The organism is Promineifilum sp. (SeqCode), from assembly GCF_041918635.1.
GTDB lineage: Bacteria > Chloroflexota > Anaerolineae > Promineifilales > Promineifilaceae > Promineifilum.
In genome coordinates, this window is sequence record NZ_JAYRVJ010000616.1 from 1 (window position 1) to 3,096 (window position 3,096).

The 3,096-nt window shown below is 61.3% G+C and carries 1 protein-coding gene and 1 pseudogene; both read left to right on the forward strand.

Going from position 1 to position 3,096, the window contains the following annotated elements:
- On the forward strand, positions 1-2,476 hold a 2,476-nt coding region (locus ACE3UY_RS18240), incomplete at its 5' end, for a glucosidase (protein ID WP_374688910.1).
- 80 nt (positions 2,477-2,556) lie between these two features.
- Positions 2,557-3,096 (forward strand): annotated as a pseudogene (locus ACE3UY_RS18245) (hypothetical protein); the annotation flags it as partial.

Here is a 3,096-nt window from a genome sequence, read left to right on the forward strand (position 1 = left end):
AGACCCCATTCTCAAGGAGCGCCTCTTCGGCCTGTCCAACTCGGAAGGCAACCATGGCGAGGATGTCAAGGAGTACTACTTCTATCTGGACAGCACGCCGACTCACTCGTACATGAAGTATCTGTACAAGTATCCGCAGGCCGCCTTCCCCTACAACGAGATCATTAAAGCCAACCGTCAGCGCACCCGCGCCGACTTTGAGTTCGAGCTGCTCGATACGGGCGTCTTCGACGAAAATCGCTACTTCGACATCTTTGTCGAGTACGCCAAGGCCGGGCCAGAGGACATCCTGATCCAGATCAGCGCCGTCAACCGCGGCCCCGACGCCGCGCCGCTGCACATCCTGCCGACCGCCTGGTTCCGCAACACGTGGTGGACGACGCCAGGCGCGGAAAAGCCGCGCCTGGAAACCGTCCAAGGGCCAAATGGTGGGCCGGTCATCGCGCTGCGCCATCCAGAATTGGGCGACCGCTATCTGTACACGCAGGGAGCGCTAGAACTGCTCTTCACAGAGAACGAGACCAACAACCAGCGCATCCTGAACTGTCCCAACGACACACGCTACGTCAAGGACGGCGTTAACAATTACCTCGTGAACGGCGAGAAGCAAGCTGTCAGCTGGGAGGCCACCGGAACCAAGGCTACTGCCCATTACCACATGCAGATCGAGCCGGGTGAGACGGCCGTCGTCCGTCTGCGGCTGACCGACGTCGCGCCCGACCAACTGGGCGACGCCGGGCAGCATCCGCTGGAGAGCGAGTTCGAAGAGATATTCGCCGCGCGCCGGACGGAAGCCGATGAGTTCTACGACGCGATGATCCCCAATTCGCTGTCCGACGATGAGCGAAGCGTCGTGCGCCAGGCGCTGGCCGGGATGCTGTGGAGCAAGCAGTTCTACTACTACGACCTGCGCCGCTGGCTTGAAGAACACAGCGGCGATTCCGACTCAGACCTGGCCCGCCAACTGCGCAACAGTGACTGGCATCATATGCTCAACGCCGAGATCATCTCCATGCCGGACAAGTGGGAGTACCCGTGGTACGCGGCGTGGGATCTGGCCTTCCACACGGTGGCGCTCAATATGGTGGATGCCGCCTTCGCCCAGGATCAGCTCCAGCTGATGTTGCGCGAGCTCTATATGCACCCCAACGGTCAGTTGCCGGCCTACGAGTGGAACTTCAGCGACGTCAACCCGCCCGTCCACGCCTGGGCTACGCTTTACAATTATAACGTCAGCGAGCTTCTGAACGGCCGTAGCGAGATCGCCTTCCTGAAGTCCGCTTTCCTCAAGCTGTTGATGAACTTCAACTGGTGGGTGAATCGCAAAGACCCCAGCGGGCGCAACGTCTTCGAGGGCGGCTTTCTGGGTCTGGACAACATCGGTGTGTTCGACCGCAGCTCGGAGCTGCCAACCGGCGGCATGCTGGAGCAAGCCGACGGCACAGCCTGGATGGCCTTCTTCTGCCAGAACATGTTCTCCATCGCCATCGAACTGTCAAACCATGATCCCGTCTACGAGGACATGGCGCTGAAGTTCCTGGAGCATTTCTTCTACATCGCCTCGGCCATGGATCGAATCGGCGACAAGCACGATGAGATGTGGGATGAGCACGATGGGTTCTACTATGACGTGCTGCGCCTGCCCGATGGCCGCGCCACGCGGCTGAAGGTGCGTTCGCTGGTCGGGCTGCTGCCTCTGTGCGCGGCCACTGTCATCTCCAGCGAAACGGTGACGAGGTTCCCCCAGTTGGCTCGTCGCGTCGCCCGACGGTTGTCGCGGACGCCCGCGCTGGCAGCCACGATACACGATCCGACTCGCCCCGGAGCCAACGGCCGGATTCTGTTCTCAGTTCTGGATGAACACAAGTTGCGGCGCGTTCTGGCTTGTATGCTCGACGAAGAGGAGTTCCTTTCACCGTACGGCATCCGCTCTCTGTCCCGTTTCCACCTGGAACACCCCTACACATTCAATGTGAACGGCCATGAATTTCGGGTACAATATCTACCAGCGGAGTCGGACAGCGGCATGTTCGGCGGCAATTCCAACTGGCGCGGCCCGATTTGGTTCCCGATCAACATCCTGATTATACGCTCGCTACTCCAGTATTATTCGTACTATGGCGACGACTTCAGGATTGAGTGTCCGACTGGCTCCGGCAACCAGATGACGCTCTTCGAGGTCACTCAAGAGATTGCGCGACGGCTGGCAAGCATTTTTCTCCGCGACGAGGATGGTCGCCGGCCTGTCTTTGGCGGAGCCGAGAAGTTCCAGCAGGATGCGCATTGGCGTGACAACATTCTGTTCTACGAGTACTTCCACGGCGACAACGGCGCGGGCCTGGGGGCCAGCCATCAGACGGGCTGGACGGGGTTGATTGCCGTGCTGTTGAAACTCATGGAGACCTTGACGCCCGACATGGTGATGGCCGGCGAGACAGCGACGGCGCTGATGGATCGAGACCCGGAACCGGCATAGAAGCCCTGAAAACCGTCCGAGAAACCGAGTTCCTCAAAAGAAACTCGGTTTCTAAGGGTTTCTAGACCAGAGGTAGACAAGTGAGCAAGAGCCTTTTCAAAGCAGCTTTCACCGTTGGCGCTGGCGCTCTCTTCGAGGCCGGCGATTGGCTCAAGCAGCAAGTCGCTGATTGGGAAGCGGATCAAGGCGACTCGCGCACCCTCGTGATCGTCCCAGACGAGAACGACGCGCGGCAAACGCGCCAGGTTGCAACCGGCCTGGCGCGCGGCGCGACCCGCGCGGCCGGCCGGGGGTTACGAACAGCCAGGCAAGTCGCGCAAACGGCTGGCTCCCTCGCCGTCATCTCAGCGAACGCGGCAGGTAGCAGCCGCCTACTCGCCCCCCTCGCGCCCCTCCGCCAGGAGATGGCCGGACTGGAGCGGCGCGCCGCGGCGCAGGTGGAAAACTGGGGTCGGGCCGGCCAGGAGGAGATCGACCGCAGCCGGGCGCTGGCGCGGCAGGTGTTAGGGCGCGGGGTAAGCGCCGCCGCCCTCATCCTGAGTGAGAATCCTGGCGTTCACAACCTGATCCATGACCAGGTCGAACGAGCGCACCGCGAGCCGGCCTTCCAGCGGCAGATC